This window comes from Clostridium magnum DSM 2767, from assembly GCF_001623875.1.
GTDB classification, from domain to species: domain Bacteria; phylum Bacillota; class Clostridia; order Clostridiales; family Clostridiaceae; genus Clostridium_AM; species Clostridium_AM magnum.
The window spans coordinates 1,138,560-1,153,796 of sequence record NZ_LWAE01000001.1; the positions used below are offsets into that span (position 1 = coordinate 1,138,560).

The window sequence follows — 15,237 nt, forward strand, 5'->3', positions numbered from 1 at the left end:
AAAAATTAAACTTAAAATTAAAAAAATGCTAAAGTTAACAAAAATAATTACGATAACTAAGTATAAGACAAAGAAAAATAATCTTAAGTGGCCACTTAGATTAGTTAGTAAAAATGAAAATCATTAGTTATAGTAAAACCGCCGATGAAACAGTAAGTTTTATTGTGGAGGTAAGTCGTAAAAAGTATTAGGACAAGTTTTTGAAATTATAATTTATCTCAGTTAGTAAGCGTTAAGTTAATTGACAATTGATAGCTAAAAGTTGACGGTTTAATAATTGTCAATTGTCCAATGTTAATTGTCTATTGATAAAGTGCTTAACTATAAATAAAAAATAAGGGCAAGGACGCCCGTTAAAATTCAGGGAGGAATTTATTATGATAATTAATCACAATTTACCAGGTATGAATGCAATAAACAGAATGAATGCTAATTCAGCAACTGCAAGTAAGTCAATGCAAAAACTTTCTTCAGGTCTTAGAATTAATAATGCAGCAGATGATGCGGCAGGATTAGCTATATCTGAAAAAATGAGAGGACAAATAAGAGGTCTTGATCAGGCTTCTGGTAATGCTCAAGATGGTATATCAATGATTCAAACTGCTGAAGGTGCACTAAATGAAACTCACAGCATACTTCAAAGAATGAGAGAGTTATCAGTTCAGTCAGCTAATGATACTAATAATGATACAGACAGAGGACAGATACAGAAGGAAATGGACCAATTAAAGGGTGAAATAACAAGAATATCAAGTGATACAGAATTTAATACTAAGAAGTTGTTAAATGGAGACATGGGTAAAACAGCTCAACAAGGAGCTGGTGCTGCAGTCTATAGTAATTTACAAGCTACAGGTTCTGATTTGACAAGTGGTAGTTATTCATTAGATATGGTAGCTGCTGGAACGGATACATTCACAGTTACATCAGGAGCTACAGCTGTTACAGCAGCTACAATACAAAATGATATTACAGTTCAAGCTGGAGCTCAGATAAAATATGGAGCATATACACTAGATGTTTCTAATTTTAGTGCTGGAACATCAGCAGACCTAAAATTAACAGGACCAGATGGAACTGTAACTAACGTTACGGGAGCAGCTCTTAATGCTGCTGTAGATATTGCAGGGGTTCATTTTGATTTTGCGACTGAAAATATTACTGGAAATGGTACTGCAAAATTTGATTTAACTTCTAATGGTTTAGAGATTGATTTATCTGGAGATAAAGCTGTTAATAATTCAGCAATTGCTGCATATGATGGTAGCACTCTAAATATTGGGGGATTTGAACTTACTGTTCTTACAAACCATGGTGCAAATGGTAATGCGAAAGCTATTAATGTTGTTGATAAATCAGTGAAATTCCAAATTGGTGCAAATGAAGATCAAAACACTCAATTAGCAATAAATAATATGAGTGCTACTGCACTAGGGGTCAATAATATTGATGTTACTTCTCAAGCAGGTGCTAATTCAGCAATCACAACTATCCAAACAGCAATTGACACAGTATCATCTGAAAGAGCAAAGTTAGGTGCTTATACTAATAGATTAGAGCATACAATAGCTAACTTAGGAACTTCATCAGAAAACTTAACATCAGCTGAATCAAGAATAAGAGACGTTGATATGGCAAAAGAAATGTCAACATTCTCAAAGAATAATATTCTTTCTCAGGCTGCTCAGGCTATGCTTGCACAAGCTAACCAACAACCACAACAGGTTCTTCAGTTATTAAGATAATTTAAGCAGGTAACTAAAATCCTTAATTTTCAGTTAGTCCCGTAGTTAAAAGTGAATATTTTTTAACTTCATTAAAAAAGTAGTATTAAAGAGTCAGGGCGAAAGTTCTGGCTCTTTTCCATATGTCAATGCCTATAGCTATTGCTTGCCTAATTCAGTTTTATTCAAAATAGAGTATTAATAAGATATTTTTGCAACTCGACAATATTTTACTTAATATTCATAGGATAAAGAGAAAGACTGAACTTTTCAAAATTATCTCAGGGGAAAGAGCTGTTAGTTAATATAAATAAATTTGGATTGTAGAAAATGGAAACTGTAGGACTAAGATTCTGCAGTTTCTTTTTTGTGTTTAAAGAAAAGGGGATGTGGTAAAATATATGTAATAAGGGGCGCGAAAATGGTATGGAAAAGGAACGGTGGTAGGGAGTATAGTTATATAATTAAGCTGAGTGAGTTGTTAAAAGAGTTAGAAGGGAGAGAATAATATGGGTTTAGCAGACAATAATCTATATTTTACCTATGAACAATTCTTGGAGTTAGCGGAGAGTATAAGAGCTAATACTGGCTACAGGACAGAATACACTAATGGAGAAATTATATAGCTTAGTCCAAGTGCAAAACATAGCATGAGTATTAATAATACAATAGCTATTCTAAGAGGGAAATTACCTAGTAATTGTATGGCAATTAGTGAGCTGCATGTTAAATTTGCAGATGGTGAATACAGAATACCAGATGTATCTGTATTTTGCGGTAAAGATATAAAAGATAAGTATAATAATGATACACTACATTTAGAGATGCCTAAGTTAATTTTTGAAGTATTAAGTGATTCCACTGAAAAACATGATAGAGAATATAAAATGAAACTATATGCTGATGCTGGAATAGAAGAGTATTTACTGGTAGATTATAAAAATAGAACCATAGAGGAATATTATTTAGATGGCAGTTCCTATAAATTAAAAGGTATTTATAAAAATGAGGACAACTGTAAATTATTGTTATATTCGCAAGTAACTTTTAAAGCAGAGAATGTTTTTGAACCTTTTATTAATGGATAACATACAAAATTGATTAATAACTAAGGTAGAGGAGATGATAAGATTACTATGGATAGTCATAAAGTAAACATATTAGATAAGCTAAAATCAAAAGAGGCAATAGATATATTTAAGGAAAATTATAGAGATGATATCTGTAAGGAGCGTGGGAATATTTATGAAGAGAATATCCTTAGGCGGAAGTGATTTTAAAGAATTTGTAACGGAAAATTTCTATTTGGTAGATAAAACCTTATTTATAAAAGAAATCATAGATGATGGATCAAAGGTTATATTGCTACCAAGACCAAGACGTTTTGGAAAGACTTTGAATATAAGTATATTGAGGTGTTTTTTTGAAAAAACAGAAGAGACAAACGAAGAGCTTTTTTAAAGACTTGAAAATATATACAGACAAAGAAGTAATGGCAAAGCAAGGGCAGTACCCTGTTATATTCATTACTTTTAAAGATGAAAAACATTCTAAATGGGAACATTGTAAAATAGGTCTGAAAAAAATTATAAAAGATGAATTTGCTAAACATAGATACCTTTTAAAAAGTGATATTTTAGACTCTTTTGAAAAAGATGAGTTTATAAGAATACTAGAAGAAAAAGCAGATTATGTAACTTATTTGAGAGGATTGAAAATACTAAGTAATTATTTATATAGATTTCATAAACAAAAGGTAGTAATACTCATAGATGAATATGATGTACCTATTCAAAGTGGATATTTAAAAGGATACTATGATGAAATAATAGAATTTATGAGAAACTTCTTAAGTGCAGGCTTGAAGGACAATGAACATTTAGAAAAAGCCGTACTAACAGGAATACTAAGGGTGGCGAAGGAAAGCATATTTTCAGGATTAAATAATATTAATGTGTGTACTTTATTAAGTTCAAGATATAGTGAGTATTTTGGCTTTACAGAAGAAGAGGTTTTAGATATTCTAAAATATTATGGAATAGAAGCTAATTTTGAAGAATTGAAAAATTGGTACAATGGATATATTTTTGGAGATAGAGTTATATATAATCCATGGTCGGTATTAAATTATGTATATAATTTTAAAGATGGCTTTAAACCTTATTGGACTAATACTTCCAGTAATGACTTAGTAAAAATGCTGGTTACAAAAGGTGGAGCAGAGTTAAAAAAGAGTTGGAGCAACTTATCCAAGGTGATGTTATAGAAAAAATCGTAAATGAAGATATATTTATAGCAGAAATAGATAGGGGAACTGAAAGTGTATGGAGTTTTTTACTTTTTAGTGGATATCTTAAAGTTGTAAAAAAGAGACGTAATGAGGGAGAATTGCACTGCAATTTAAGTATACCTAATAAGGAAGTAAATTATTTGTATAGACAGATAATACTCAGCTGGTTTAGAGAAAGCATAAATAATGATCAATTCAATACAATGCTTAAAAGCCTTGTAACAGGAGATATAAAACTTTTGGAAAGATATTAAAGATTTTTGTAAAAAACAGCATGAGCTACTTTGACCCTGCAGGAAGCCAAAGTGAAAAAGTATATCACGCCTTTGTACTTGGAATGCTCTTAGGACTTGGAGATAACTATGAAGTGAAATCTAACCGTGAGAGTGGATATGGAAGATATGATGTTAGTGTAATTCCAAAGGCCACAAGCAAAATAGGAATAGTAATGGAATTCAAAAAAGTAGATGAAGATGAAGAGGAAGACCTGGAAAAAGCAGCAGATGCAGCACTGGAACAGATTAAAGAAAGGGATTATAGAGCAGAGCTTATAGAAAGAGGAGTTGAAAATATAATTGAGCTTGGTATAGCTTTTGAGGGGAAAAGGGTATTGGTTAAGCAGTGAGTATTATAAATAACCATTTTATTGAGGTAAACTTACTAGTTGTTTTAAATACGCCTTAATAAAGTGGCTATTTTGTTATGAAAAAAATAAAAAGAATTTTTATTTTAATGTAAAGTTTCTTCAATTTCAATCGAATAATTAATTAACAAGAAATAATAGGAAACATAAGAAAAAAATATTTGAAATGGATATAAAGTTTCCTATAAATACACCGAATAAATTAATATAAAAGTTTATAAAGAAAAAGTCAGGACGACTAGTATACCTATTATACTCTGCAGGAGGCGGAAGTCAGTAGGTGTATTAGTTGTACTTTTTTTATTATTAAAATCCAAGGAGGGAAATTAAATGTTAGTATTAGGCAGGAAGCCAGGGGAGTACATCGTAATTGGCGACAATATTAAAGTAAAGGTTGTTAAAAGTGAAGCAGGTGATTTAAGACTTGCTATTGAAGCACCAAGGGATGTTAAGATCACTAGAGGTGAGGTTTGGGAAGAACAACTTAGACAAGCTAAATAATTTAATAAGGGAAGTACTCAGGAGGAGTCAATTATTCTCGTAGTTCAGCAGGATGCTGAAGGGGCGGGGATAGTTGGCTTCTTTTTTAATTGAAAGTTGACAATTGACTCAAAACAGATTCTTAGATCAGGAACAAGCATAGGTGCAAATACAAAAGAAGCTGTACAGGCATCGAGTAAACGGGATTTTTTAATGAAAATGAACATAGCGTTGAAAGAAGCCTCAGAGACAGAATATTGGATAGAACTTTTAATTGCAACTAAGTATATTGATGCTAACGCATCTAAAATATTACTTACCGAATGTAAAGAAATAAATAGAATATTAGGGTCTATAGTTAAAACAACCAAAAACAACTTGAAAATTTCAGATGATTGATAAGGAGACAAAGCCTAACGGCTAAAAACTAAAAACAATAAATTTAAAGATTTTCCGACGTAAAGAAGAAAATCTACCTTGACTGTCAACTGTCCTCTGTCAATTGCTAACTAACCAAGTTTTATTAGTCATCACTGACTTTTAAAAATAAATAAAAACGGTGAACAAGGAAGTTCACTAAAACAAATCAAGGAGGGAATATTATGATAATTAATCACAATTTACCAGGAATGAATGCGATAAACAGAATGAATGCTAATGCAGCAAATGCAAGTAAGTCAATGACAAAACTTTCTTCAGGTCTTAGAATCAACAATGCAGCAGATGATGCGGCGGGATTAGCTATATCTGAAAAAATGAGAGGACAAATCAGAGGTCTTGACCAAGCAGGAGCTAACTCTCAAGATGGTATCTCTATGATTCAAACTGCAGAAGGTGCATTAGGTGAAACTCATAGCATTCTTCAAAGAATGAGAGAACTTGCTGTACAAGCTTCAAATGATACTAATACTGCAAGTGACAGAAATGAAATTCAAAAAGAAGTTAATCAGTTGTCCTCAGAAATAAATAGAATTGCTGGTACAACAGAATTTAACAAGCAAGTATTGATGGATGGAACTAAATCAGCATCACAAGTTACTGGTGCATCTGTTGCTATTACTAAAGCAGGAGCTAATGCAACACAGACTTCATATGAGATTACTTTTACTGCAGCTACAAGTTGTTCTTCATGTATGCTAACTTTCAATGGTACTGATTTAGGCTCATGTATAGGTTCAGTTCAAATAACATGTACATCAGTATCTGGTTCAGTTTCTCAATTAGCAGATCTTATAAATACAACATTAACCTCTGATTGGAAAGCAGTAGCTTCTGGTAATAAGTTAACGGTTACTGCTGTTGAAGGTGGTGCTTGTGATGGTAATGCTGCAGGTGTTGGACTTTGTCTTGCTAGTTTTACCGATACATCATGTGTTACATCAACAAAAACTGATGGTAAAGATGCAGTATGTCAGATACAAAAAATTTCATTAAGTGATGAGACTGTAGCAGAAGGTCTAAAATTTACTATTGGAAATAAAACAGTTGCATTTTACAATAGTAATTCAGGAACTTATGAAAATACTGCTGCTGCAAAGCAAGCATTAGGGGCAGATACTCTTATAGATATTTACTGTTCAGATGGTACAGTAGCATGTGCTGTTGATATAGTAACATGTCTTGTAGGAACTGATGCTGCAGGTTGTGCAAATGCTTGTGGTGTAACATTATGTATATGTGCTAATGAATCTACTGGAGATCAAAATATTTTAGTAGTTACTACAGCTACTTCAGGTGCTGTTGCAGCAGCACAGACTACAGCAAGTTTAACTGCTTCTGAAGGAACAGCATCTGGAGCAGAAAATGGTATGACATTACAAATTGGTGCAAATGCAGATCAAACTTTTAAAGTATCATTTAGCGATATGTCAGCTGCCTCAATTAAAGTTGCAGGAAAAAGCGCTGGTTCGGCAGTAGTTACAAGTACTGGTAAAACAGCATACTTTACTACAACGGCAACTGTAGACAAAGGTGGATCTACTACACAATATTCATTAGATTTGTCAACTGCTAAGAAAGCAACTGCTGCAATTGATGCAATTGATGACTCAATTCAAACTGTATCAGCAGAAAGAAGTAAACTTGGTGCTTATCAAAATAGACTTGAGCACACTATAAGTAACCTTTCTACTGCTTCAGAAAACTTAACATCTGCAGAATCAAGAATTCGTGATGTTGATATGGCTAAAGAAATGTCAACATTCTCAAAGAACAATATTCTTTCTCAGGCTGCTCAGGCTATGCTTGCACAAGCTAACCAACAACCACAGCAGGTTCTTCAGTTATTAAGATAATAATAAAGCTTAATATTAATTTTTGTTAAAGGCAGATGGTGATAACTTCCCATCTGCTTTTAGTTTAGTAAAATAATTATAATAAGGTTTACCAAGGTTTTTTTAGTTTTATTTAGTAAAACAGTTAAGTTTAATTATAAAAATACCGATAAACTAAATATGGATGCAATTTGTGAATAAGGAGATGAAGCTTATGTATGAAGAAATAAAAGAACAGATAAATCAAATTGTAGATAGTATTTATAAGTATGATATAAATAAAGTGATGAATCTAATAGGATGTTTATTTAATTCTATTGATGTTTCTTTGCAAAAAAATGAATTTGAAAATGTTAATTCATTGAATAAAGTGTTAACTATGATGGAAGAAGCAATGAATAATAAAGATTATTTACTATTAGCAGACATTCTGAAATTTGAGCTGTTCCCAATTATACCTAATAAATATATAAATTAAGAAGGGAATAAGGTATATTATGAAGATATATGATAATAACTTAAGATATTTGAAAAAAAATTCCTTGCAAATTTATGATATCATTACTAAAGAGAAAGATTTATATGAAGTTAAAATAAGTGACTTAAAAGAACAAGATAATTGTATTGTAGAAAAAGGAGAAATTAAGTGTTATTTACATAGTATTTATGATAAAATAGCAGAATGTAAAAAAAGTTTATCTCAAGTTAATGAAAATACAGGAACATTAATTTTATTTGGTGTTGGTTATGGTCATGTCTTTAGATATTTAAAGAAAAATGCTTTAAATATAAAGCATGTTATTATTATTGAACCCAATATACAACTCTTTAAAAGATTTTTAAAGTTTAATAAAATAGAGAGTTTGTTAAAGTCTATTCCTAAGATTTCTTTTATAGTAAATAAACCAGCAGAAGAGGTAGCATTAGCACTTGAACAGATGATAGGAGAGGCTATTAATACAAATATACAGTTTGTAAATAGTATAACATATGTTACACTATTTAATGATTATTATAATAAAATGAGTAAACATATTGTAGAAGTATTAAGAAGAATTCGTATGAATACTAGCACTGATTTCCATAATACTTATAGATTACTAGTTAATGTGATGAAAAATTTGAAAGTTCAAGGCTATAAAATGAATAGGTTGAGCGAATTACTAGAAAAAACGCCTGTTATCATTGTTTCTGCTGGGCCATCCTTGAATAAAAATATGAGTATTTTGGAAGAAGCAAAAAATAAGGCAGTTGTTATTGCTGTAGGAACTGCAATTGAAATTCTTGAACAAAACAACATTACTCCTCATTTTAGGGCAGCATTTTCACCACATGTAGATACTACAATATTTAAAAAATTAAAAAATTGTGATGTTCCATTGATTTATACAAACAATTTATATTTTGATATTTTACCAGAATATTCAGGACCAAAGTTTAGACTTATTGCTGATTCAGATATATTAAGCAGATATGTTTATGATAAAGCAAAAATTGAAAATAAGCTTGTTATTTCAGAATTATCAATTGCCAATATAATATTTGAATATTTATGTAATATAGGTTGTAATGATATTATCTTAATTGGTCAAGATCTTGCATATAAGGATAATACAATGTATGCTCAAGGGGCAATTAATAATATTAATGTGAATTTTGAGACTGCTGGACTTATAAAAGATAAAGATTCAGAAGGAAAAGAAATTTATACAGATTCAAAGTTTATGGGAATGAGAGATGCACTGGTTAGAAGTATGAATAGATATCAGGTAGACTCACAAGCAGTTACAAATACCAGTGAGGGAGGTTTATATATACCAAGTACAACCTATATGAAGCTTTCAGATAAATTAAATAAAATGGAAGAACTGTGCAAACTTGAATCTGAAATACAAGCAATTATTCAGCAGGAAAAAAATGAACAAGTTGATAATTTAAAAGATGTTGTTAAAGTTGTTTATGGTATAAAAAAAGAATTACAAGAAATTAAAGAGATAGCTGAAGAACGTGTAACTATGTTAAAGAAAGCCGTAGAAATGAAGGATAAAGGCATAAATCCAAATGAGATATTAAAAGAGTATGAAAAAATCAATAAATTGGAACAAAATATGCTATCAATTCCATTTTATGATATGGTTACGAAATATCAACTGCATGGAAATTATTCAACTACAATTTCAGCCTTTAAATATGACGGTGGAGATCAAAATAAGCAGGTAGAAGCGTTGGAGAATATCTTAATGCGTGTTGGAGTAGAATTAAAGAGTTATTTTGAAATTTTTGAAGCCGTGTTAAGCGAATATAATGATAATTTTATAGAATTTAATTTATTATCACAAGAAGAAATGAACAAACTTCAAAATGAAGAAGTATGTGAAGTAAAAGAGAAAATACAAGAAGAAAGATTGGGAATATTAGGACTACAGGGAGTATACGAAGAAGTAACTGAGAAAGAATAAAATTATTAACGATTAAAGAAAGGAATTTTTGTATGTATGAATTAAAAAGATGTTCAAAATGTGTTACACCGGAAACCCATGAAACAATATTTTTTAATGAAGAAGGAGTTTGTAATGTTTGTAAACAAAATGAATATAAAAAAGAAAACATTAATTGGGCAGAAAGAGAGCTTGAACTTAAAAATCTTTTAGAAGTTTATAGGGGAAGAGGTGATTATGATTGTCTGGTTCCCTTTAGCGGAGGTAAAGATAGTACCTTTACACTTTACAAATTAGTTAAAGATTATAATCTTAAACCATTGGTTATTTCATTTGATCATGGATTTTATAGACCAATGGTAGAGGAGAATAAACTAAGAACTTTTCGAGAATTAGGAGTGGATGTATTAAAATTTACTCCAAACTGGAAAGTTGTAAAGAAATTAATGCTTGAAAGCTTAAAGAGAAAAGGTGATTTTTGTTGGCATTGTCACACAGGAATTTATGCGTATCCTATGCAGGTAGCAATAAAGTACAATGTTCCATTAGTTATATGGGGAGAGCCGAGTGCAGAATATACTTCTTATTACTCATATGATGATGGAATAGAACAAGTAGATGAAGAGAAGTTTAACCGTTTTATAAATTTAGGCATAAATGCTGAAGATATGGTGGGAATGCTTGATGGTAGCATAAGCATGAGAGACTTGAGTCCTTTTACGTATCCTAAACTAAAAGATTTAAAGTCAATTAATTACCGTTCTTTTTGCCTTGGCAGCTATATTCCCTGGGATGTAAGAAAACAAACTGAAATTATAAAGGCCGAACTCAATTGGCAGGAAGAAGATGTTGAAGGTGTTCCTCCTGGATATGGTTACGAAAAAATTGAATGTGCGATGCAAGGAGTAAGGGATTACTTAAAGTATATTAAGAGAGGATATGCAAGAACATCTCACCTTACAAGTATAGATATAAGAAATAATAGGTTAAATAGAGAAGAAGCACTAGAACTTGTTAAAAAATATGAAGGAAAGCGACCAGCTAGCCTTGACGTTTTTCTTGGATACCTTGGAATTACCGAGAAAGAGTTTAACGAAATAGCTTTAAATCAAATTGTGCATCCTAATGAATGTGATCCAGAGGAATTAAAAAAAGGAGAAGAACTATGGGATCAAAAGTTGTGGTTTAAGGGAAACAATAACAAATCAATAAAAGAAATAGTAAAAGAATATGATAATCTTATAAAAGAAAATAAATTGCTTAAGGAAGAAATAGAAAAACTAAAAAGGAAGTAGTAAAAATGATAGCAATTATTGACTATGGAATGGGTAACAAATATTCTGTATTTAATGCTTTAAAGTATCTTGGTATTGATTGCGTAATTACTAATAAAAAAGAAGAAATTAAAAAATGTGATAGAATAATATTGCCCGGTGTAGGGGCTTTTGGTGCTGCAATGGAAGTGTTGGAGAACTCAGGTTTGAAACAAATCTTAGATGAAGAAGTGATTAAAGAAGCTAAGCCTTTTCTAGGTATCTGTTTAGGTATGCAGCTTGTAGCAGAGCATGGATATGAAAAAGGACATTTTAAAGGACTAGGATGGATTAAAGGTGAAGTTATAAAACTTGAGACCAATGAATCCAATCTAAAAGTTCCTCATGTAGGCTGGAATGATATAAGTATTGAGAATAGTACACCGCTTTTAGAAGGACTTAGTAAAGAAAAAGCTTTTTATTTTGTTCATAGTTATGTATTTAAGCCAGAGGATAAAAATGAAATTATTGCTGTATGTAACTATGGGCAAGTTTTTACAGCTGCGTTACAAAAAGATAATATTTTTATAACGCAGTTTCACCCGGAAAAAAGTCAAAAGAATGGATTGGCTATACTCGAGAACTTTTCTAACTGGAGGGGCTAACATGCTTAAAAAGAGAATAATACCCTCTCTTCTTTTAAAAGATGGGAGAATGGTTAAGGGCAAGAACTTTGATAACTTTAGAGACGTTGGAAATCCTATTACAGCGGCAAAGGTATATAATGCTCAGAAGGTAGATGAACTAATATTTTTAGATATATGTCCTTCTGCAGAGAGTCGCGAAAAGGTTTATGATGTTATTAAAGAAGTAGCAACTGAGTGTTTTATGCCTCTTACAGTTGGGGGAGGCATTAAAAATTGTGATGATATAAAAGCGTTTTTAGATATTGGAGCTGATAAAGTATCAATTAATTCCTCAGCAATAAGATATCCTAGTTTAATAAGACAAGCATCAGAGACTTTTGGTGACCAATGTGTGGTTGTTAGTATAGATTATAAAAAAAATATAGAAGGTAAATTGGAAGTTTTTATAGATTCAGGGAAGACTCCTACAGGCATATCTCCATTTGAACATATTTTAAATTGCATAAGTCTAGGTGCTGGTGAGATATTATTAACTAATATTGATAATGAAGGAACAATGCAGGGATATGATATAGAGTTTATAAAATACGTTTCGGAAAATACAAATATACCTATAATTGCATCTGGCGGTGCTGGAACATTGGAGCATTTTTATAACATACTTAAAGAGACGAATGCTTCAGCAGTTTCAGCAGGAAGTATTTTTCATTTTACAGATCAGAGTCCAATTAAGGCAAGATTCTATTTATCAAATAGTGGGATAAATATTAGGGTATAATGAGGAAGGTGACAATTATGGATAATGTATCTTATAGTCATTTTATTGATGGAGAAAGGTTATATCTACGGGAAGTACGGATTGAAGATGTAAATGACGATTATTATAGATGGATGAATGATGAAGAAATAACAGCATATACAGAAAGTAGATTTAGGCCATACTCCATTCATCAACTAAAGGATTATGTTTCTAAAATGGATGGTGAAACCAATTCAATTTTTTTAGCAATTGTCGATAAGGCTACAGATAAACATGTTGGAAACATAAAATTAGGAAACATAAATTGGATTCATAGAATTGGAGATATAGGAATAATAATTGGTGAAAAAAATTATTGGGGCAAAGGCTATGCTACTGAAGCAATAAAACTTTTAACTGCGTATGCTTTTCACAAGCTTAATTTACATAAAGTATGGGCCGTTTGTTATGACCTCAATAAGGGATCAATAGGTGCTTTTAAAAAGGCTGGATTTAATGAAGAAGGCTTACTAAAAGAGCATTATTTTTATAAAGGGAAATATATTAATGAGATAATTTTTGGGCTAACATCTGAGGACTTTAGCAAACTGGAGGGAATAGTTTGATTTATGCAATTATTCAAGCAAGGTTAGGATCATCGAGGTTACCAGGAAAAGTTATGATGGAGATTCAGGGAAAACCTGTTTTGGGGCATGTATATAATAGAATATCTTATAGTAAATTAATAGACAAAATAATTGTTGCAACGAGTGACTTAGATGAAGATAGAAAAATAATTGACTTTTGCAAACTAAATAACATAGACTTTTTTGCTCATAGTGAAAATGATGTACTTACGAGATATTATGAAACTGCCAAAAATAAAGGTATTAGTCCTGGAGACCATGTAGTAAGGATAACAGCGGATTGTCCACTTCATGATGCTAATGTAGTTGATAAGGTCATAAAAGTATTTTTAGATGGGGATTACGACTATGTATCAAATACTTTCGAATATACATATCCAGACGGATTAGATGTTGAGATTTTCTCATTCAATGTGCTAGAGGAGGCTTGGAAAAATGCAAGACTAGCATCTGAAAGAGAGCATGTTACTCCTTATATGAAAAAAAATGATAAGTATAAAAAAACTAATGTGATTTCGGATAAAAAGTACCCTATCTATAGACTTACATTAGACTATAAAGAAGACTATGAGCTTATAAAAAACATCTATGAAGGGATTGGGAAAGCATATTTTAGTTTAGATGAAACTATTAAATTTTTAGAAAAACATATTGACTATACTAGGATAAATGAAAATTATGATATTAATGAAGGATATAGAAAATCATTAAAAGAAGATAGGATAGTTAAGTAATATAATATAGCTTTTTCTAATTAAATAAAATTATAGATTGGTGTGATATAGATGGCGAAAATATTTAACAGAAAATTATATAAATCAAATCAATATTGGGAAAAGGCTTGCAATACTATACTTTCAGGAACTCAGCTTTATAGCAAAGGACCTGAGACTCATATAAAAGGAGTGTCTCCTATATATATTGAGAAAGGAAAGGATGCTCACGTATGGGATCCAGATGGAAACGAATATATAGACTATGACATGGGACTTGGACCTATACTATTAGGTTACTCTTATGAACCAGTAGATAATGCAGTTATAGAGCAGATGAAAAAAGGCATGGGATTTTCTCTTGTGAGTCCAATCGAAGTTGAATATGCAGAGCTTTGTATAGAAAACATACCTTGTGCAGAGAAGGTAAGATTTTTAAAAACTGGTTCTTCTGCTACAGAAGGAGCTATAAGGATTGCAAGAGCATACACTGGGAAAAAGCATATAATACGTGGGGAATATCATGGATGGCATGAGTGGACTGTAGCTGGTGAAAGTGTAAGACAGGGTGGGATACTACCAGAGTTAAAGCAGTATGTACATAAATTTGAATATAACGACTTTGCTACTTTAGAAAAACTCTTTGAACAATATAAAGATGAAATAGCGGCAGTAATTATAGAACCTGTCATATTAGAAGAACCAGAAAATAATTTTCTCCAAAATGCTCTAGATATATGCCATAAAAATGGAGCAATATTAATATTTGACGAAGTAGTTACAGGGTTTAGATTTAGTATAGGAGGGGCACAGAAGTATTTTGGAATAACTCCAGATTTAGCTACCTTTGGTAAAGGAGCTGCCAATGGTATGCCACTTTCCATAATAGCAGGAAAAAGAGAAATAATGGATGATGTGGATAAAAAAATATTTATATCCACAACCTTTGGTGGGGAAACCTTATCTCTTGCAGCAGGCATTGAGGTTATGAATGAGCTTAAAAATAAAGATGTAACGGAAAGAATTTGGAGTTTGGGTAAGAAGATTAAAGAGGAAAGTAATGCAATGGCTGAGAGAATTGGAGTTAACATAAGACTAGAAGGATATCATTGTAGAATGGCATTTGATTATAAAGATAATAATGGCAAAAGGGATTGGTTGTATAATTCCATATTTATGCAGGAGTGTGTAAAAAGGGGAGTCCTTTTAGGGTGGAGTATTTTTCCTTGTTATACTCATACGGATAAAGATATAGATTTTACACTAAATGTGTTTGAGGATGCAATGAGAGTTTATAAGAAAGCCATAGAATCAGGAAATCCAGCTTCCTATATGGAAGGAGAACCTTTAAAAATTGTTTTAGGATAAGTTATTATTAAGTATTGAAGCA

General features: G+C 31.4%; 18 protein-coding genes. All 18 read left to right on the forward strand.

What is annotated here, in order from left to right; all coding sequences use genetic code 11:
- The first annotated feature begins 377 nt into the window (after nt 1-377).
- The 18 genes from CLMAG_RS05450 (at nt 378) to CLMAG_RS05515 (ending at nt 15,215) form a co-directional block, all read left to right on the forward strand.
- Nucleotides 378-1,745: a flagellin N-terminal helical domain-containing protein gene (locus tag CLMAG_RS05450; protein WP_066619019.1), complete on the forward strand. Its 1,368-nt coding sequence runs from the start codon at nt 378-380 to the stop codon at nt 1,743-1,745.
- Between the two features lie 629 nt (nt 1,746-2,374).
- A complete protein-coding gene (locus CLMAG_RS05455) occupies nt 2,375-2,812 on the forward strand; it encodes a Uma2 family endonuclease (RefSeq protein ID WP_242872930.1) in 438 nt (145 codons plus the stop codon).
- Nucleotides 2,813-2,860: 48 nt separating this feature from the next.
- A complete protein-coding gene (locus tag CLMAG_RS33495; protein WP_242872931.1) occupies nt 2,861-2,998 on the forward strand; it encodes a hypothetical protein in 138 nt (45 codons plus the stop codon).
- Nucleotides 2,970-3,185 (forward strand): AAA family ATPase, encoded by a 216-nt coding sequence (locus CLMAG_RS34630; protein WP_341419723.1) that lies wholly within the window; start codon nt 2,970-2,972, stop codon nt 3,183-3,185. Before CLMAG_RS33495 ends, CLMAG_RS34630 begins: the two co-directional genes overlap by 29 nt.
- The gene (locus CLMAG_RS34635; RefSeq protein ID WP_341419725.1) at nt 3,148-3,990 is read left to right on the forward strand and encodes an AAA family ATPase; all 843 of its coding nucleotides are present in this window, start codon (nt 3,148-3,150) and stop codon (nt 3,988-3,990) included. The genes CLMAG_RS34630 and CLMAG_RS34635 overlap by 38 nt, the downstream gene beginning before the upstream one ends.
- A complete protein-coding gene (locus CLMAG_RS34640; protein WP_341419727.1) occupies nt 3,960-4,268 on the forward strand; it encodes a hypothetical protein in 309 nt (102 codons plus the stop codon). The genes CLMAG_RS34635 and CLMAG_RS34640 overlap by 31 nt, the downstream gene beginning before the upstream one ends.
- Nucleotides 4,269-4,288: 20 nt before the next feature.
- The gene (locus CLMAG_RS34645; protein WP_341419729.1) at nt 4,289-4,639 is read left to right on the forward strand and encodes a PD-(D/E)XK nuclease domain-containing protein; all 351 of its coding nucleotides are present in this window, start codon (nt 4,289-4,291) and stop codon (nt 4,637-4,639) included.
- Between the two features lie 348 nt (nt 4,640-4,987).
- On the forward strand, nt 4,988-5,158 hold the full coding sequence (locus tag CLMAG_RS05465) for a carbon storage regulator (RefSeq protein WP_066619022.1): 171 nt from the start codon (nt 4,988-4,990) through the stop codon (nt 5,156-5,158).
- A 96-nt stretch (nt 5,159-5,254) separates the two neighbouring features.
- Nucleotides 5,255-5,536 carry a four helix bundle protein gene (locus CLMAG_RS05470; protein WP_082831809.1) on the forward strand — a complete coding sequence of 94 codons (282 nt, stop codon included), beginning with the start codon at nt 5,255-5,257 and terminating at the stop codon, nt 5,534-5,536.
- Between the two features lie 203 nt (nt 5,537-5,739).
- Nucleotides 5,740-7,431: a flagellin N-terminal helical domain-containing protein gene (locus CLMAG_RS34190; RefSeq protein ID WP_066619025.1), complete on the forward strand. Its 1,692-nt coding sequence runs from the start codon at nt 5,740-5,742 to the stop codon at nt 7,429-7,431.
- A gap of 193 nt (nt 7,432-7,624) precedes the next feature.
- A complete protein-coding gene (locus tag CLMAG_RS05480; RefSeq protein WP_066619028.1) occupies nt 7,625-7,888 on the forward strand; it encodes a hypothetical protein in 264 nt (87 codons plus the stop codon).
- Nucleotides 7,889-7,907: 19 nt separating this feature from the next.
- Nucleotides 7,908-9,869: a motility associated factor glycosyltransferase family protein gene (locus CLMAG_RS05485; RefSeq protein WP_066619033.1), complete on the forward strand. Its 1,962-nt coding sequence runs from the start codon at nt 7,908-7,910 to the stop codon at nt 9,867-9,869.
- 32 nt (nt 9,870-9,901) lie between these two features.
- Nucleotides 9,902-11,143, forward strand: a complete 1,242-nt coding sequence (locus CLMAG_RS05490) for an N-acetyl sugar amidotransferase (RefSeq protein WP_066619036.1) — start codon at nt 9,902-9,904, stop codon at nt 11,141-11,143.
- 5 nt (nt 11,144-11,148) lie between these two features.
- Nucleotides 11,149-11,766: an imidazole glycerol phosphate synthase subunit HisH gene (gene hisH / locus CLMAG_RS05495; RefSeq protein ID WP_066619039.1), complete on the forward strand. Its 618-nt coding sequence runs from the start codon at nt 11,149-11,151 to the stop codon at nt 11,764-11,766.
- A 1-nt stretch (nt 11,767) separates the two neighbouring features.
- Nucleotides 11,768-12,526: a glycosyl amidation-associated protein WbuZ gene (gene wbuZ, locus CLMAG_RS05500; RefSeq protein WP_066619042.1), complete on the forward strand. Its 759-nt coding sequence runs from the start codon at nt 11,768-11,770 to the stop codon at nt 12,524-12,526.
- 17 nt (nt 12,527-12,543) lie between these two features.
- Nucleotides 12,544-13,113, forward strand: coding sequence for a GNAT family N-acetyltransferase (locus tag CLMAG_RS05505; protein WP_066619045.1), 570 nt, complete (start codon nt 12,544-12,546; stop codon nt 13,111-13,113).
- Nucleotides 13,110-13,868 (forward strand): cytidylyltransferase domain-containing protein, encoded by a 759-nt coding sequence (locus CLMAG_RS05510; RefSeq protein WP_066619047.1) that lies wholly within the window; start codon nt 13,110-13,112, stop codon nt 13,866-13,868. Before CLMAG_RS05505 ends, CLMAG_RS05510 begins: the two co-directional genes overlap by 4 nt.
- 51 nt (nt 13,869-13,919) lie before the next feature.
- On the forward strand, nt 13,920-15,215 hold the full coding sequence (locus tag CLMAG_RS05515) for an aminotransferase class III-fold pyridoxal phosphate-dependent enzyme (RefSeq protein ID WP_066619050.1): 1,296 nt from the start codon (nt 13,920-13,922) through the stop codon (nt 15,213-15,215).
- Nucleotides 15,216-15,237 lie beyond the last annotated feature (22 nt).

What these genes read in the sequence shown, in the direction of transcription:
- CLMAG_RS34190 (WP_066619025.1), top strand. Translation starts at nt 5,740, where the DNA reads ATGATAATTAATCACAATTTACCAGGAATGAATGCGATAAACAGAATG.
- CLMAG_RS05515 (WP_066619050.1), top strand. Translation starts at nt 13,920, where the DNA reads ATGGCGAAAATATTTAACAGAAAATTATATAAATCAAATCAATATTGG.
- CLMAG_RS05490 (WP_066619036.1), top strand. Translation starts at nt 9,902, where the DNA reads ATGTATGAATTAAAAAGATGTTCAAAATGTGTTACACCGGAAACCCAT.
- CLMAG_RS05455 (WP_242872930.1), top strand. Translation starts at nt 2,375, where the DNA reads ATGAGTATTAATAATACAATAGCTATTCTAAGAGGGAAATTACCTAGT.
- CLMAG_RS05480 (WP_066619028.1), top strand. Translation starts at nt 7,625, where the DNA reads ATGTATGAAGAAATAAAAGAACAGATAAATCAAATTGTAGATAGTATT.
- CLMAG_RS05450 (WP_066619019.1), top strand. Translation starts at nt 378, where the DNA reads ATGATAATTAATCACAATTTACCAGGTATGAATGCAATAAACAGAATG.
- hisH (WP_066619039.1), top strand. Translation starts at nt 11,149, where the DNA reads ATGATAGCAATTATTGACTATGGAATGGGTAACAAATATTCTGTATTT.
- CLMAG_RS33495 (WP_242872931.1), top strand. Translation starts at nt 2,861, where the DNA reads ATGGATAGTCATAAAGTAAACATATTAGATAAGCTAAAATCAAAAGAG.
- CLMAG_RS34645 (WP_341419729.1), top strand. Translation starts at nt 4,289, where the DNA reads ATGAGCTACTTTGACCCTGCAGGAAGCCAAAGTGAAAAAGTATATCAC.
- wbuZ (WP_066619042.1), top strand. Translation starts at nt 11,768, where the DNA reads ATGCTTAAAAAGAGAATAATACCCTCTCTTCTTTTAAAAGATGGGAGA.
- CLMAG_RS34630 (WP_341419723.1), top strand. Translation starts at nt 2,970, where the DNA reads ATGAAGAGAATATCCTTAGGCGGAAGTGATTTTAAAGAATTTGTAACG.
- CLMAG_RS05505 (WP_066619045.1), top strand. Translation starts at nt 12,544, where the DNA reads ATGGATAATGTATCTTATAGTCATTTTATTGATGGAGAAAGGTTATAT.
- CLMAG_RS05465 (WP_066619022.1), top strand. Translation starts at nt 4,988, where the DNA reads ATGTTAGTATTAGGCAGGAAGCCAGGGGAGTACATCGTAATTGGCGAC.
- CLMAG_RS05485 (WP_066619033.1), top strand. Translation starts at nt 7,908, where the DNA reads ATGAAGATATATGATAATAACTTAAGATATTTGAAAAAAAATTCCTTG.